Source organism: Chitinophaga sp. (assembly GCF_017745275.1).
Classification (GTDB): domain Bacteria; phylum Bacteroidota; class Bacteroidia; order Chitinophagales; family Chitinophagaceae; genus Chitinophaga.
Window position 1 is genome coordinate 426,358 of sequence record NZ_JAGHZS010000001.1, and the last position, 16,362, is coordinate 442,719.

Below are 16,362 nucleotides of genomic sequence, written 5' to 3' on the forward strand. Positions count from 1 at the left end.
CGGTTCAAAATTTTTCAAAAAAACCTTTTAGAAATATAGTACTATCAGAATTACGCCCGTGTATTATTAATGTACCGCCTTTTAAAAGGAAAGGAAAGGGCCCATCTCGAGCATAACCGTTAAAAGACACATTTTTATAGTACGATCCAAATATTACTCGTGTATTATTAATACCACCAGGATAACCATTAAAAGACAGACTCAAAGAAACAATACTGACAGCCGATTGAAATAGTTTGTTATTATCCTATGAAAACCTATTCAATTAGCCCAGAAGTTGCAGGCACCGGTAAACAAATATTTAAACAGTTTAAAAACATTGTTTTATGGCAATGCCCAAAAATGTAAATCTCCCTGAAAAAATTCTGCGAATCGAAACGGACGACCAAAACTATACGCCGATAGAAGAGATTCCGGAAGAGTATCAACACCTGATCATCCCTGTTTCGAAAATCTTCTTCACCTCAGACTACGACTTCGACATGGTTTGCCAGGTTATCCGCCTGGGCATTTTTAGCATCTGGATGCACGAAATCTATGCGATGGAAGCCATCAAATTATTACCCGTTACCTGCAGGGAAATTGTAGTGCTCCATTTTATGGCCCACGGCTCCCCCAAAGCAGAAATAGCAGATAATGGCGCCTATCCGTTGAATGGCAAGGAAGTGAACATGTTTAAATTAAATGCCCGGTTTAATGAAGCCCCTATGAAAAGAGGCGATGAAATGATCAGCTTCCACATCAACGTACTACCGGCAGATTTACCTAAACTGGCTGAAATACATCCTGACCTGGCACAACTGGCAAAGAAAGAACTGATGGCAGGCAGCGGACCATTACAAAACAGACCTTATAAACTCAACCTGGTATGTAATTACCTGATCAAACAATTTATAGATTGTAAATATATTGGAGTAGCGGCAGAGAAACTCCTTTACAGATGCTGCGTAGACCTGTTTATCAACTTCGCTAACCAGGATAAAATCGCTCATCTTCCCAATGCGTATAATGCTGATGAGATAGATAATATCCTGAAAAAAGTGGTAGAATACATCAACACACATACAGATGACGAATTTAACCTGGCCAAAATCGCTTACATCTTTGACGTAAACGCGAAAGCTTTATATGCCGGCTTCGAAAATACTTATCATATTACGATGGAAGCATTCGACAGGCAATGTAAAATGTTATACGCCTTTCATTCGGCCGTGACAACGAAAGCCGAGGCCAAAGATATCGCCAGGTCGATTGCCATGAGAAGCACCGCAGAATTTATTCGAGTATTTGAATCATATTTTAACTGTTCCTTCATCACCGTTCGTAATGCCCAATGAAGTTCACTTTAATCACCCCTTGATTTTTTAGGTTGGTGACTCGCGGGACTAGTCTTAGTCCCGCTATTTTTTGTCTATCCCTCAAAATAGCCCTTGCTTTTTGCCATGCAAGAAAGAATCCTTAAATTCCTTTTCTTATTCACCGCAAAAAGCAAGGGTTATGTCTTTTCAGCAACGTACCATCTTTATTACCGGCGCAAGCCGTGGCATCGGCAAGGCGATTGCACTGCGACTCGCCAGTAAAGGCGCTAATATTATTATTGCCGCCAAAAGTGTAGAAGAAGATCCGCGCCTGGGAGGTACCATTTACTCTGCTGCCGAAGAAGTAGAAGCCGCCGGCGGCAAAGCCCTGGCAGTACAGGTAGATATCCGGGAAGAAGCACAAATAGCCCACGCGGTACAACTGGGAGTAGAAAAATTTGGCGGGATAGATGTGGTGATCAACAACGCCTCCGCTATTCAACTCACCAACACCGAACAAACACCTGCCAAACGGTTCGACCTCATGTATGATATCAACGTGCGGGGTACGTTCCTGGTAACACAACACTGCCTCCCCTATCTCAAAAAAGGTAATAACCCACATATCCTCACCTTATCACCACCCATCAACCTGGATCCCAGGTGGTTTGGCCCACATGTGGCATATACCATCAGCAAATACAATATGAGTATGCTGGCGATGGGATGGGCTGCGGAACTGGCCCCGCACCACATTGCTTCTAATGCACTGTGGCCTGCCACCACTATTGCCACTGCTGCCGTGAAGAACCTGCTCGGTGGAGATGCCCTGATTAACCGGAGCCGCACTCCCGAGATACTCGCTGATGCGGTTGAATACATCCTGCAACAACCGGCTTCCTATACCGGGCATACTTTCATTGACGAAGAAGTATTACAGGCTGCCGGTATTACCAACTTCGATAAATATGCCGTAGTGCCAGGCGGAAAATTACAGAAAGACCTGTTTCTTTGAGGAGCTGGAAGCTTAAAGCACAAAGCTATTGAAGCAAATGATAATAATGTGACTACACAAATCATCTTTTATCCGGGATAGATAACAATAGAAAATCCCGTTTAGTCAATAGCATCTGCGACAGCAGCTAATGGCAACAAACCTGTTTTATAAAAAGATAAGCTGATCTGGAAAGAACTGCCTTTTCCCGTAATTCAACAACTCATTTTTAAAAAATGAGATCAAAAAAAAGCGGCCCTGGAAAGGGTGGCTTACTTCATACTCTCGTATGTCATCCGCCTTTAATCGAATGACATGTTTGTTAACCCGGAATAAATTTACGACGAGTATCTGAAAAAAATCTGTTCAGTTTTGTTCAGTTCATTTTTTCTTGTTCATTCTCATTCATTTTAAAAATCTCCCAAAAACTGATTTTTGAATTGAAAAATTTCTTATGAAGAATAATCACACAAAGTAATTTTCTACCCAACCAAACATACACACAACAGCCACAACACAACACCATACTAACTTTCAACCATCATAAGTATTTCATTATCTATAAAAAAAACTTATCACCACTTCTCTGTTGTAACATATAATACGGATACCTAACTATTATAAACACACCAACACCCCTGATTTAAAAACACAACCACACACAACTTCCCTCCCCGACTGAATCAGGCATTTTCTTTTCCAAACCATTATTTATTTATCGGTTTATAACACCGGCGTAGCTACCGGCACTAGTATTGGCAGGTGGCGTAGTAGTAACCGTGAATGAATATTTACCAGCATCAACATCGATAACGTAATGCCCGTCCTTATATCCTTTGGTTAGCGGCTGCCCATTCATGGTGGCATCTGCTGTATACGATGCGGGCAGATAAATAGTAGCGCGGGCATTACCAGGTACCTGCACCTCCAGGTAAAAATCACTCGCTTCCTTTCTCCATTTACTACTGATCAAACCATAAGGCGATTCATAGCTGGCTTCGGCAGACGTTACATCTCCTACCACTTCCGGGCGAATCTCCATATCGCGGAAGGCCACACTGCCGGGAGCCGCACGGATACCCGCCAAACCTGTATAAAACCATTCCATCAAATGCCCCAGCATAAAATGATTGTTGGACGCATTGTGATGCGCCTGCCATGATTCAGTTAGCGCCGTAGCTCCTTTAGCCAACTGCAGCCCATAACCCGGTACATCGGCACGGCTATTCATATCATAGATCACATCGGAATGTCCTGCTTCATCCAGTACACGCAGCAGGTAACGATAACCGATATCACCGGCGGTAAGACTGTTATTATGTGCACGTACATCTGCAATGATATTATCAACCACTGCTGCTTTATTTTCCGGCTCCACCAGCCCCATGTACACAGACATCGCGTTGGCGGCCTGGCTGCCGGTACCATATTGTTTGGTGCTATCGTTAAAGAAGGCCTTATTATACGCCGCTTTCACCATTGCTGACTGGGTCTCATATCGTTGGGCATCTTCCCTTCTTCCTAAAATACCCGCTACCTTTGCCAGTATAGCGAGATCATAATAGTACATAGCCGTAGCGGTTATACCTTTGGGCGTCAGTTGTGATTCTCCCGGGAAATCCGGACCTATGTCGTACCAATCTCCCAGGCCATGCCGGAGGATATGATGATCTGACTTTTGCTCCAGGTAAGCCACATAGCGCGTCATCATCTCATAACTTTCTTCCAATACCCGTTTATCACCATACCACTGATACAGGTAATACGGAAAAATAATACCATTGCTACCCCATTCCGGCGAATCGCGGAAACCATCTTCAAACACAACATATTCCGGTGCAATATCCGGCACCAGGCCTTCGGCGGTTTGCGCCAGTATCATGTCCTGCACGGTTTTGCGCCCTTGTGCTTCAATATTGTAAATATAACGGATAGAACTGCCTACCAGGTGCGCCTGCTCCAGCCAGCCCAGCTTCTCGCGATGCGGGCAGTCTGTAAACACACTCGCCATGTTGCTGCGAATAGCCCAATCGATGAGACGAAAGGTTTGATTAAACAGTTCATTGGAGCAGTGAAACTGGCCACTGGTAATAGCTTCATTACGTGTATGGATCTCCGTGAGCTGTTGTATCACTGGCAGGTGACGGGGATTATCCTTTCCTTCCGGCACGGCACCCTCTACCTGTATATAGCGGAAACCATAGTACATAAATTGCGGCTGCCACTCTTCCACGCTATCCCCTTTCAACGTGTAATTGAAGTAAACCGGGCTGCCTACCGGCTTTTGATCTGCAACACCTTCCGGTGTCAGCAGTTCTGCCGGCGTTAGTTTCACCACGGCATTGACAGGACCTTTCACCCGCAGGCGCGGAATGGCAGACGCATTCTGTCCCATATCATACAACCAAACACCTGGCCGGGGCTGGGTAATGGTCACCGGCGAAAACTGATCGAAAGTAGCCAGCGCCGAAGTTTGCGCCTGTAAGTTGGTCGTCCCTTTTACAACTACGGCATTCCGCCAGCTGCTATCATTAAAGCCCGGCTGGTCCCAGCCGGATGGATGTAACGTGGCGTTATAGTCCTCTCCCCCATAGATACTGGAAAAAGTAACCGGGCCTGGTGCGGCCTTCCAACTGGGATCACTGACAATATCATCGGCGCTGCCATCGCGGTATTGGAGATATAACCGGCAAATAAGCTGTGGATAACCATAGGCGCCGGTGAGTTTCCGGTATCGGTCGCCGGGTATAAAGAAGAAACCGTTACCCAGCATAACGCCCAGGGTATTTTGACCGCTTTGCAACTGGTCCGTTACATCAAACGTCACATACAACGCTTGCTGATCGTATTTGGTCCATCCCGGATCCAGGAAATGCTGACCTACTTTTTTTCCGTTGAGATGCAAATCAAATTGTCCCAGGCCGCAAATAAAAACAGTGGCCCTTGCCAGCGGTTTGCGGGGAGTAAAATCTTTTCTCAGCAAAGGAAGTACATCTTTACGACGGTTTTTCTCCTGGTAGTCGCTGTGGAGAGCGGGTACAATCCTGTCGTTGTCCGGCATGGCTTCATAGCCGATCCATTGCGCTTTTTTCCAGTCGTCCGCCTTATACAAACCACTTTGCCAGGAGGCAGGTTCGCTCCAATCGGAAGCTACCCCGTTATTCCATACCATCACTTTCCAATAATACAAGGTAGCGGCGTGCAATGTCTTACCTGCATATAAAATTTGTATCGACTCGTCCGATACAACTTTCCTCGAATCCCATATATTTCCTTTATTACGCGCCAGCAGGGCAGGGTTATCGGCTACCAGTATACGATAGGCTGTTTGTTTAACATGAGGAATATCTGCGTATAGCTGCCAGCTGAAAGTAGGTTTTGCAGCGTCTATGCCAATGGGGTTATTGGCTTGTCCGTTACACAGGAGCCGTTGTACGCGGACTTTCTGTGCCATGGTGGCGGCGCTGATCAGTAGCAGGAAAAATAACAAAGTGGACTTCATCATCACACTGTTTATTGGTTGATATACAAAATTACATATCCACAACTGCCTTGATCACTTCATTCCGGGGGTCCAGCAGGGATGGGAACACATGTTTCACGTCTCCGAATTTAATGCGGTGGGTAATATATTTCTCCGGGCTCACCAGGCCTTGTTTGATACAACGGATTACTTCTTCAAAATCTGCGCGGGTAGCATTACGGCTGCTCATCAAAGTTGTTTCCCGCTTATGAAATTCCGGATGCGAAAACATCAGCATCTCTTTCTGTAAACCAATCAGGACATACCTGCCGCCATGTGCCAGGTAGCGGATGCCATTGTTGATCGCCTGCTGGTTGCCGGTGGCATCTATTACTACGGTGGGCAAGTCGCCGCCGGTAATGGTTCTCAACTGCGTTGCTACATCTCCGTTAGCCAACAGTGCATGTGGTATCCCCAGGGTATTTTTTACAAACTGCAAACGTACTTCCCGGATATCAGTGGCAATAACAGTGGCGCCGGCAATGCGGGCCATTTCCATAGCGGCCAGTCCTATAGGCCCCGCTCCCATTATCAGCACATATTCTCCTTGTTGTACCGCCGCCCGCCGGATACCATGCGCACCAATGGATAATGGTTCCACCATCGCCAACTGCTCTTCCGTGAGACCGGCGCCATGCACCAGCAACCGCCCCGGCACTGCGAGGTAGTCTACCATCCCACCGTCTTTATGCACACCGAATACAGCAATGTGTTCGCAGCAATTGGGTTTGCCAGCGCGACAAGCCACACAATGTCCACAATTTTCGTAGGGAATTACTGTAACGGTGTCTCCTTCTTTAAACCCTGGCACGTCGTCAAGGGCAATAATTTCACCGGCCAGTTCATGGCCCAATATCCGGGGGTAGTCAAAATAGGGTTGGGTACCTTCAAAGGCATGGAAGTCGGTACCGCAAATGCCTACTTTCTTTATTTTAATAATGGCATGACCTGGCTGCAGCGTGGGTATAGCACCCAGGCCATATTCAAAATTGCCAGGAATGGTACAAATCAGTGTTTTCACTACATTTAATTTATGCAAATTTCTCCGTAACTGCCAGTATATTTTTTTCAGGCAGCGTAGCTTACATCATGATTTATTCCCCCGCCATAACCGCCACCAGTACTTTTTTAACCGCATCCTCCTCTTCCACATGATTATACTGCGGCATCACCCCATGCCCGTCATTTACATCCCGGTTGACCAGGTAATTAGTAGTAGATATAAATCCCTGTAAATGCGTATTCGGCAAAGAAATAGCCCTGGCATTTCCGCTGATGATATGCTTATTGCCACCCGATTCCGTTCCTATAAAAATGGCCCTGGTATATTTTTCCAGGTAGGCACTCACAATGGCCGCATTAGAAAACGTTCCTCCATTAATGAGTACAAACAGGCGGCCGGTATAACGGTTACGCACCGGCGTAATCAACCGGGTTTCTTTACCTCCGTACAGGTAAGTTACAGGCCTGGGAACCAGGTACGAAAGCAGGTAACATCCCGGAGCAAAATCGCCGCCCTGGTTATCCCGCAGGTCGAGGACGAGGTGTTGATACCCCGAATCGCGTATGGTGGCGAAGATACTATCAATAGCGGTTTTATATGACTGATGATGGGTAGCTTTTAACTGGTCTTTATCCAGGGTTTTCACCTTTAACCAGGCTAGCGGCTTTTCGTCCGGCATGGTGGATAAAGTAATACCAGGGTTTTCATTTCCATGGGGATATAATACAGTAGCCTCCGCCGTGGTGTCTGGTGTCAGCAGCAACCGGATACTGTCTTTTGTTAGTGCAGCCACCGTTTGTGTGTCGGCGGCTCCTTTGATCTGCACGCGAAAACTGGGGCATTGTCCAAATGCGAAATTATAATACGCGGAAAAATAATGTTGCAATATCCATAAGGGATAGGTTTGATTATATCCATCCCTGATCTGTCTTTTCACTAATTGCGTCATTAAGCTATCCGTTGGCATATCATTGATGGACAATATTTCCTGCCCGGCCTGTAGCGCTTTGTTGAGGGAGCCGTTGTCCCGGATAAACAGCTTTCCGTCACGACAGGTTACCAATAACGGTAAAAATCGTCCCTTGCTGCTATAATAAGCCATAGCCGCTTCGCTGGGCAGGAACATGGTATGCCCGTCTGCAATTTTTTCATGGAGGAGGGTAATTAAACTTAAAAACGCCTGCTCCTTCATCGGGTGATTTATCTCGTGGTAAAGACTATCGCAAAAGGCGGAAAATACTTGCCTGGAAGTATAGCGATAAAGCGCGGGGTGTATAGTTTCCAGTTGCTTTCTTAGGAAGCGAAAATCAGCTTTTAACGCAGCGGGTGGGTATAATTGATCAGGGGGTTGCTGCGCTGTCGCAGAAAAGGCGATCAATAACAGGAAGATACAACGTCGGAGACTAATCATCCTTTAATTTACGACAAGAAATGAATTCACGGAAGCCCCTTAATAAAAGGCTTAATCCCTTCCGTCACAAATACTTTCAATTGTCCATCATCTCCCTTGTAAACCAGGTAAGCGTCCAGCTCTTTATGCTGCAACAGAAAGCGTTTCGTAGCTTCCAATCCCATTACCATAAAAGCAGTATCGTAGCCGTCGGCAGTAATGGCATCATCGGCAAAAACGGTGACGCTGAGTAAGTCGGCTGGCGCAGTGGCGCCGGTGGCGGGGTTGATGATGTGTCCGAAGGTATGGCCGTCCTGCTGGTAGTAGTCGCGGTAATTACCGGCTGTAGTGGCAGCCTTGTTAAATAACTGCACGGTGGAAGCTTCTGCTTCCGGGTGCAGTGGATTGTCGATGCCAATACTCCAAGGAATACCGTTTTTCCGGCCTTTGCAGCGCACTTCTCCTCCTATCTCCACCATGTAGTCGCTGATGCCGTTGCGCTCCAGCAAGGTGGCTAAAACATCCACACTATAGCCTTGCGCGATGCCATCGAAATCGAGGCGCACCTGCTCCTGTAGTTTATGTACTTTATTTTCGTCGAATACAATTTTGGTGAAGCCTACATATTGTAATAAAGAATCCTTTTTTTCCCACCACGGTTGGCCGGATTTTTTCCCGGCGCGATAGGCTGCTGTGAGTGGCATCACAGTAGGGTCGAAGGCGCCATGAGTAGCGGTATATATTTCAGCGGACTTTTTGAGTACCGGGTAAAAATAAGGCAGCTCATAAGTCCAGGTGGTGGATTTATTAAAGAGCGATATTTCGGAGTCATTACGATAAAGGGACAAACACTGGTCTATTTCCTGCAGCGTGCTATCAATGGCAGATTGCAGTTGCGGATGCGGGATACCGGTATATCTCACCTGCCAGGTGGTGCCCTGGGCGGCACCGCTAAGGCTCACCACCTGGCTGTGAAATAGTAAAAAAAACAGGTACATCATTATTCCTGCAATAACTGCATTAATTCTGATAAATGCGCGCTGTATACTTCCCGTGGACTGCTGTGATATTTTTGCGCCACGGAAGCCGCAAAGCCTACCACTTCTCCCATCATACCACAGGTACGCATTACCCTGGTGCTGCCAAAAGCCACGTGCGTGGTGCTGATATTTCTACCGGCCATAAACAGGTTGCTGATATTACGGGAATACAGGCAACGGTAAGGAATGGTATAAGGCGCTACCCGGATATGCCGGGTGCCTGCGAAAAATTCCTGTCCTTCAAAATACTTATGATTCAGGGAATCGGGGAAGTGCAGGTCGATGGTCCAGGTAGCGGTAACGGCGCCATCAGGATAGTGTTTACCTTCCTGGATGTCCATCTGTGTCAGTACCAGGTCGCCCATAATGCGTCTCGACTCCCGCTTGCCGCCGATATAGGCTACCCATGCCAGCTCTTGTTTCGCATATTTTTCCGGTTTGTTATTTTTGAGATAAGACCAGTTACCGTATACGGCGCGGAGATTATGGTCACGTATTTTCTCTGCATCTGTGATGGTATTGAAGTTACCGAAACCCGTTTCCCATTCCCAATCTGCTTTTGTGGCATCGATATGATATTCATCGGAAAAAGGAAGCGCCCACGGGGTAGCAGGGAAGGTAGTAGGCTTATCTACCGGCACAGCCGCCCATAAGTTAGATGTGCCCAGGGTGAAGCTATCCGGCTTTTCTGCGGCTAGTGATTCATGTGTTTCTGCTTTACTTTCCCTGCCCATGCGGAAGTCTGCGCCTGCAAGATAGCCAATGGTACCGTCGCCGGTACAATCTGAAAAATAAGTGCCGGTAAACCGGGTGTCCTGGCTGGTGGCAATATCACGGCCGGTGACGGCAATAATGCGGTCGTTTTCTTTCTCTACTTTATACACATAGGTGTTGAGGAACACTTTAAGATTTTTCTCTGCTTTTACGATGGCAGCTTTCCGGCCATCGCCATATTCTTCCCCATCCGGGTTACCATTGCCAGGGTCGCCGTTATCCATCTCTCTAACGATTCTTCCTAATTTAGGATAATAGTTTTTGTCGATTTCTCCGCGCAGATGCACCCGCACTTCAGAGCTGTTGTTGCCACCAAGTACCGGGCGATCCTGTATCAACGCTACCTTTAAACCCATGCGGGAAGCGGAGATAGCGGCACAGGTGCCGGCAATACCACCGCCAACTACCACCAGGTCATACTTTCCACCATCAGCCGGCTGTTCGCTGGTATGCAATAATTTTCTGCGTAAGGCGCTTAAAGCAGGCTTATCATTAGGGGGCGTATATTTTTGCGCAGTGGTAAATAACAACGCATCACATCTGCCGTTGAAACCAGTGAGATCCTGCAGCGCTATTTTGGTATTCACATTGGTGATATTCACAACGCCGCCATCGTACCATTTCCATTCATCGTTACCGCTTTCTCCAAATATCGGGGTGAGTGGTATATCGTTCACGACTACACGAAATTTACCGGGTCCTTTGGGAAATGGCGCCCAGTCTTTGGTACGTACCCATACATGATATTTTCCTTTGGCAGGGAAGCTCACACTGGTTACTGCATCTTTCACCGGGCGGCCCATACCATGCGCCATGAGGTAAGAAGAGCCCATGGTAACAAACGATTGCTGGTCAATTACCCAGCCACCCCTGTTGGCGAAAGATTCTGTTTCCACCAAAACCGGTTCCTGTGCGTGGACCCACATGGAACTGCAACATAGCGCTATCACCCGCCACCATGTTTTGCTACTGACTAATACGCTTTTCATAATTGTATAGCTGCTTTTTAACGTGTTTACTATCGGGTTTCCGTTGTTGTATGAGTGTATAAATAATGGCTGCTTTTTCTGCATCTGCACTGGTAAGTTGTGCGGCCAGCTGCTCTAACGGCAGCACCGGCGCCTGCTGTAATAACGGGAGTATTAAGGCCGACTGCTCCGTGTTGGCATTCGGGAAAACGTCTGCCAGTTGACGGGTCAATGCTGTATCCAGTGGTATGTTTTTTAGTTTGCGTAAGATGGTAACCTGCACCGGGTATGCCGCTGCTGCATATATTTTCCACAGCCAACGCTGGGAGGATTTGCCGCTCATAAAATCCGGATGCAGTTGTTGTATTAAATACCGCGTCAGGAACACATTTTTTCCGGCTACTACCTCGCGGATATCGGGTTCAAAACCGGCCTTGATATGACCGCTTTTATCCATCACTTTATCGATGGCCCAATACTGGTAAGCATAGTTTCCGGAGGCCAGCATCCGATGCCACATCGCTTCGTTGCTGTACGTTTCAGTAATACGCATCATCTCCTCCACTACTGGTCCATGGGCAATATGCCACAACGTATAACAGGAATATACCGCACCGGATATCACTTCATTTTTGATCGTCTTCAAGGTGGCGCCGGTTCTGGCATCCACGGAGTCGGTCAGGTTTTCTGTACCGGGCACAATGAGGTCCGTAATTTTCAAAGATGCCAGCAACGAGTTGGATTTGGCGAGGATGTCCTGCATCTTTTCATAGTCTGCCGGCTTAAACACTTTATGATCCAGTTTGGTCAACGCCTCATTTACCGGCAAGTCGTAGCGGATATAATTCCCCAGCAGGTCCCAGTAAAAATTGATGTACACCGGTTTGCATTCGCCGGTATAACAAACCGGTGTAAAGATGTTGCTGAAATAATACAATGGCTGTCCGGCCTTGTTGGTAGCCAGGTACAACGGATACACCGTGGTATCGTTTTCCCGGAAAGTAAAGGCGCGCTGGTGAGTGGCTACCGGCAACAGGTAACGGTTGTGCAACACATCATTGACATGACTGGTATCCAATACCTGCAGCCCGGCAGTATCTGCCGGTATACAGAATGCTGTGGCACTTAGCGCCAGCCATCCTGTTATCCACCATGCCACCATTGTATATTTCATAACTATTTATATTCCAGCCACGCCGTAGCGTTGCAGTCTTTATTACTGTTAAAACGAATCCACCTGGCCTGGAAGCCTTTCGGGAACTGGTATTGAAAGGTTTCGCCAGGCGCTACCGTCACGGTTTTATAAGGCATCCAGGTACCGTTGCCTACGGGATCTGTAGCAATCGTGAACGTAACGGATATTTTGGCATCATGCGATAATTGCAGGCTGCGATTGTCGTAAAACCCAATGAGATAAGGGTCTGACGACTCCCCTGCTTTTACTGCCGAATTTTTCCACGGACCACCGTGGCCGGTAGGTTTACCCATTTGCCACAGGTCATCAATGGCGCCTGCCCATACGGCCGCTTTTTTATCATCGGATACAATGATGTGTGCGCCTGCTTTTGCGGCCGGGTCAATGCCGGTCATAATCAGCATGCCACGGTAGGAAGCGTAATCATTAATCCGGAAATGATGAGAAGAAATGGGTCGTATTTTCGCATAGCCGTCCGCGTTTTCTGCCGGCAGTTCATAGAACGTACCATGGCAGTTAAACAAGTCTCTCTCTGTAGATACTTCCCGGCAAATCCGCAACGCGGCTTTACCAACGAGCGGCGTATATGCCTCATCGCCTAACGGCAATCGCCAGCGACGGCCTTTATCGTCCACAATCAATATGGAACCCGTTTCAATGAGTACCGGCTGTTGCGGAATGGCAAATTGCTTTTCAATAAAATCAGCGGTAGCCGCATCGGTTTTGGGTTGCAACTGCATGTCGGCATTCAGTTCATAGTAGCCGGTATTAGTAGCGTCGCCATTTTGATAGGTACGCGCTAACATGCCCAATGCACGGCGATCATTGCCCAGTCCGTATAACAGGCCTCCTTTTACCTGTGAGGCCGTTACTTTACTGAGACCGTCAAAGATTGGCGCCGCGGTGGTGTGGCGGGTATCGTTGGCGGTATAAGAAAAATGCGCCGTAGCGGTAACGGCTTTACTCGCTTTTACGCGAATCCATTCTCCGGGTATCTGCGTTGGAAAAATCACTTCCGCGGCCTGTCCGGGCGCTACGGTGATAGTTTGCGCAACGGTCCACTGATCGTTACCGTTGCGGTCTGTTTCAAATGTAAACAGGACCGGTTGTGTGCCGTTATGTTGAATACGTGCGCTGCGTTGCGGCCAGCCGGCAAATAAGAATGGGTCGGAAGGAGTATCGGCTTTCACCGGCTCGTTGAGCCATACAGCTCCTTCGGCGGTATTGGGTCCCAGGTGATCCGGTTGTTGCAAACCGGTGAACCATAAGTTAGAATTCGATTGGCCGGGGCCTTCAATATTTCCTTTGGCGCGGCGCTTGTTGAGGAATTCCTTTTGTGCGGAGTCATCACAACCAAATACCAGTTGGTCCTGCCAGCGGGTATAGTCGCCGATGACTTTTAAATACGCACTACGGGGACGGATACCCGCTGTATGGCCGCTGGCGAATGTGGCCGGGAAATGCCAGAACATGCCGTGCATGGTCATCAGGTATTCCGGTTTTGCAGCGGTACCTACATCCCTGATACGGGGCCATTCCGTATTCCATCCGTGGGCGCCGTCATAGCTGTGACTGGCTTTGGGCAAGCGAAAGAACTGCCATTTTCCCTGATCTCTTAATCCCAGTAACAATGATTTATGATCCCACCCGGTGGCCCAGATTGGATCGGTGACGGGATGTGGATTTCCGGAGATGCCTCCCGGACCGGTGATTTCTACAAATTGATTCCGGCGCACTACTTTCCAGTCCTTACCATTCCATTCTGATAAGGAGCCGGCTTCTATGTCGAAATCGGTGAGGGCTTTGGGGCCGGGTTCACCATTGTTGGAATAAATGAGCACCCCCTGACCGGAATACAATCCTTTCCCATGCGCACCAGGCAATAAAGCCAGTGCTGCATTGGCAAGGGTATCTGCGCCTCTTTTGTTTTTCACATTTCCATCTTCATATAACAATGTTGGCTGCAGGGTATGTACATCTACTTCATAGAAACCTTCTTCCATGGTGCCATAATATATTTTCCCGGCAGGATCGGTCAGGTGGCGGGCATTGCCGGTATGCCGCCCTGGCATTAACGTATAAGGAATGACCCTCACGGTACCTTTATCGCTGATGGCGTAAGGGCCTATAAATAACTGGTTGCTTTCGGGATGTATCATTCTATTGGCCGGCGTGCCACCGATGCTTTCTTCCCGCACTATTTGCTGCAGGGCCGGCGTTATTGCATACAACTTATCTGATGAGCCAAAAGGCATATGCGGACCGTAAGTAATCACCCATAAATTACCTGCCCAGGGTACTACTGCACCGGTGCCACACTCTCCTTCTTTGTTATACATAGCCAGCTTCGGATAAATACCGCTATAGGCGCGGGGTTTACCCGATTGTGCGTCGGCGGGGTTATAATAGGCAGCGCCGACCAGGCTCATAATAGCAGCACACAAAATAATATTTCTTCCGTTTTTCATATTGTTTTTTTGCGTGCTTAGTAATTTGGATTCTGCGTCAGATGACTGGTCAATACTTCGGTTGACGGAATTGGCCACAGGTACTGGCGGGTAGCGTCAAACTTGCGTACGGCAATTTGTTTTACGAGCCCAGCACTATACATCGGGGAAAAGTCGGCCACTCCATCTGCATCTATCACCGGTGTTTGCGGGAAGAACCACAGCCCCGGCTTCACTACTTTGGCACGCAGATCAGCTGGATCCAGCAGGCCAAAGTTCGCCCTGTTCAATACTTTCTCTGCCAGGCGCCAGCGGATGATATCCATATAACGAATGCCTTCCAGCGCAAACTCCATGCGTCTTTCAATACGGATCACCTGCATCAGCGCATTCTTCTCTGTAATGGTAACGGCAGGATAAGCGGCCGTGTTCGTATAGGCGGTACCGTAAGCGCGGGCGCGTACTTTATTAATCGCATCAAGCACCGATTGATCAATATCTCCCAGCGCTGTTTTTGCTTCTGCATACATCAGCAATACATCTGCATAACGGATAATGATATTGTCCGGTTCTACCGTCCAGGAGTTGAGGAGCCAGTCGCCGTCAATACCTTTCTTCCACAACAGCCCGTTAAAAGAGGCGTACTGCGCAATAGAGCGGGTGTCTTTATTTTCCACATACTTATTGTCCGATACTTTTAACACGGTCACAGAGTCCGGATGTGGTTGGAAAATATATCCCAGGTGCGGCGTCTGAAACTCCACCAGCGTGGCGGCACAGCGGGGATCACGGTTATCAAAGGGACGGCGCGGGTTAAACAAAGGCGATTGATCAATGGGTAATCCATCTTTGCAGAGGAAGGCGCAGAACAGGTCCCAGGAAGGATCTTTCGCAGCCCAGCCGCCGGCATTACGGGTAACATAGTTCTGGCAATCGCCCAGCGTTACTTTCAAAGTAATAGAACGGGGCAGTCCGAAAACGGTTTCAGCAGAATTCTTTGTTTTAGATAAAAAGAGATTACCGAAGTCGTCGTGCAATTTATAGATGTTGAGATCCATACAGGCTTTGGCAGCAGTTTTAGCGGTTTCCCAATCACCCATATACAAAGCAATGCGTGCTTTCATGGCCAGCGCAGCACCTTTGGTAGCGCGCTTCAGATCACTGCCGCTATACGTGGTTTTCAACGACGCAGCAGCGAGGTCGAAGTCCGCATAAATTTTTTGCAGCACCTCCTGCGGTTTACTTTGCTTCAGCTGCAGCGCTTGTTCTATATCCAGGATAGAATCGGTGTACACGATATTGCCATAGTGAGATAACAAACGGGAATACTGGCAGGCTCTTACAAAGCGTGCTTCTGCAGAATAGCTGGCAATCTGGTCGGCCGACAATACCTTGCTGGCCCTGGAAATGCTTTGCAAAACATTGTTAGCCCTCGCGATGGCTTTGTAGGTTTTGGTCCACCAGTCTTTCACGAACCCGGTTTCACCATTGATGGTAGCGCCGGTTACTTCTGTGGTCACGTCGCGGTATATCCAGTCGTCGGTCCACTCGTCGTTGTCTTTCAGCCAGAAATCACCTTTATAAAGGCCGTTGAGCGACATGTTAATTTCTTCCGGTGTAGAATTCCAGGTTTCGCTGGAACCGTCAGACAAAGGATGCAGGTCCAGTGAACCACAGGCACTCAGCAACATCCCGGTGAATATGATAATAGCCAATTGTTTCATGATCGT

General features: G+C 47.9%; 10 protein-coding genes. 2 read left to right on the forward strand and 8 right to left on the reverse strand.

The annotated features are described in order from the left end of the window. Nucleotides 1-326 precede the first annotated feature (326 nt). Nucleotides 327-1,337: a hypothetical protein gene (locus J7623_RS01670; RefSeq protein WP_291916479.1), complete on the forward strand. Its 1,011-nt coding sequence runs from the start codon at nt 327-329 to the stop codon at nt 1,335-1,337. Nucleotides 1,338-1,497: 160 nt separating this feature from the next. Further along, nucleotides 1,498-2,313, forward strand: a complete 816-nt coding sequence (locus J7623_RS01675) for an NAD(P)-dependent oxidoreductase (protein WP_291916481.1) — start codon at nt 1,498-1,500, stop codon at nt 2,311-2,313. A gap of 694 nt (nt 2,314-3,007) precedes the next feature. Here the strand turns inward: J7623_RS01675 and J7623_RS01680 are convergent. From J7623_RS01680 to J7623_RS01715, 8 genes are all read right to left on the reverse strand, one after another. Next, nucleotides 3,008-5,797, reverse strand: coding sequence for a family 78 glycoside hydrolase catalytic domain (locus tag J7623_RS01680; protein ID WP_291916484.1), 2,790 nt, complete (start codon nt 5,795-5,797; stop codon nt 3,008-3,010). Nucleotides 5,798-5,825: 28 nt separating this feature from the next. Further along, nucleotides 5,826-6,836 carry a zinc-binding alcohol dehydrogenase family protein gene (locus J7623_RS01685; protein WP_291916486.1) on the reverse strand — a complete coding sequence of 337 codons (1,011 nt, stop codon included), beginning with the start codon at nt 6,834-6,836 and terminating at the stop codon, nt 5,826-5,828. A gap of 73 nt (nt 6,837-6,909) precedes the next feature. After that, nucleotides 6,910-8,229 carry a S41 family peptidase gene (locus J7623_RS01690; RefSeq protein WP_291916488.1) on the reverse strand — a complete coding sequence of 440 codons (1,320 nt, stop codon included), beginning with the start codon at nt 8,227-8,229 and terminating at the stop codon, nt 6,910-6,912. Nucleotides 8,230-8,255: 26 nt separating this feature from the next. After that, nucleotides 8,256-9,209, reverse strand: a complete 954-nt coding sequence (locus J7623_RS01695) for an FAD:protein FMN transferase (RefSeq protein ID WP_291916490.1) — start codon at nt 9,207-9,209, stop codon at nt 8,256-8,258. Beyond that, the gene (locus tag J7623_RS01700; RefSeq protein WP_291916493.1) at nt 9,209-11,011 is read right to left on the reverse strand and encodes an FAD-dependent oxidoreductase; all 1,803 of its coding nucleotides are present in this window, start codon (nt 11,009-11,011) and stop codon (nt 9,209-9,211) included. Before J7623_RS01700 ends, J7623_RS01695 begins: the two co-directional genes overlap by 1 nt. Next, entirely contained in the window at nt 10,989-12,164 is a 1,176-nt protein-coding gene (locus J7623_RS01705) for a hypothetical protein (RefSeq protein ID WP_291916495.1), read from the reverse strand. Before J7623_RS01705 ends, J7623_RS01700 begins: the two co-directional genes overlap by 23 nt. 2 nt (nt 12,165-12,166) lie before the next feature. Next, nucleotides 12,167-14,653 carry a hypothetical protein gene (locus J7623_RS01710; RefSeq protein ID WP_291916497.1) on the reverse strand — a complete coding sequence of 829 codons (2,487 nt, stop codon included), beginning with the start codon at nt 14,651-14,653 and terminating at the stop codon, nt 12,167-12,169. Between the two features lie 17 nt (nt 14,654-14,670). After that, the gene (locus tag J7623_RS01715; RefSeq protein WP_291916499.1) at nt 14,671-16,356 is read right to left on the reverse strand and encodes a RagB/SusD family nutrient uptake outer membrane protein; all 1,686 of its coding nucleotides are present in this window, start codon (nt 16,354-16,356) and stop codon (nt 14,671-14,673) included. Between the last annotated feature and the right edge of the window lie 6 nt (nt 16,357-16,362).